Origin of the sequence: Limnospira sp. PMC 289.06, from assembly GCF_032350395.1 — a bacterium.
Lineage (GTDB): Bacteria > Cyanobacteriota > Cyanobacteriia > Cyanobacteriales > Microcoleaceae > Limnospira > Limnospira platensis.
The window spans coordinates 1-423 of sequence record NZ_JARPLC010000499.1 but is presented as its reverse complement, the minus strand read 5'-3'; the positions used below and the strand labels follow the sequence as shown (position 1 = coordinate 423).

Here is a 423-nt window from a genome sequence, read left to right as displayed (position 1 = left end):
GGCTAGAAATAGCTCAAACTCGCCATAAATTTCAGGTAATTAGACTCTGGGAAGAACCTGTAGATACGTTTATAAATGTGCCGGGATTATTACCTTTTGCGATACTAGCTCAAACGGGCGATCGCCAAAGGTTATTAGAGCGGGTAGCTGAACAAATTAATGCGATCGCTGACCGGAGAACCCAAAATAACGTGGCAGCATCGACAGCGATTCTGGCAGGTTTGGTATTAGACAAAGTGTTGATTAAACGATTATTGAGGCAAGAAATTATGCAAGAATCAGTAATTTATCAAGACATTTGGGAAGAAGCCCTTGAACGAGGATTACAACAGGGATTACAACAGGGATTACAACAGGGATTACAAGAAGGATTACAACAGGGGGTGACTGAAGGAGAAAAAGCCCTAATTTTACGGCTGCTAA

The 423-nt window shown here is 41.8% G+C and carries 1 pseudogene; it reads left to right on the top strand.

Features of this window, described 5'->3' with window-relative positions:
* Nucleotides 1-423: pseudogene (locus P5674_RS25980) on the top strand (hypothetical protein); the annotation flags it as partial.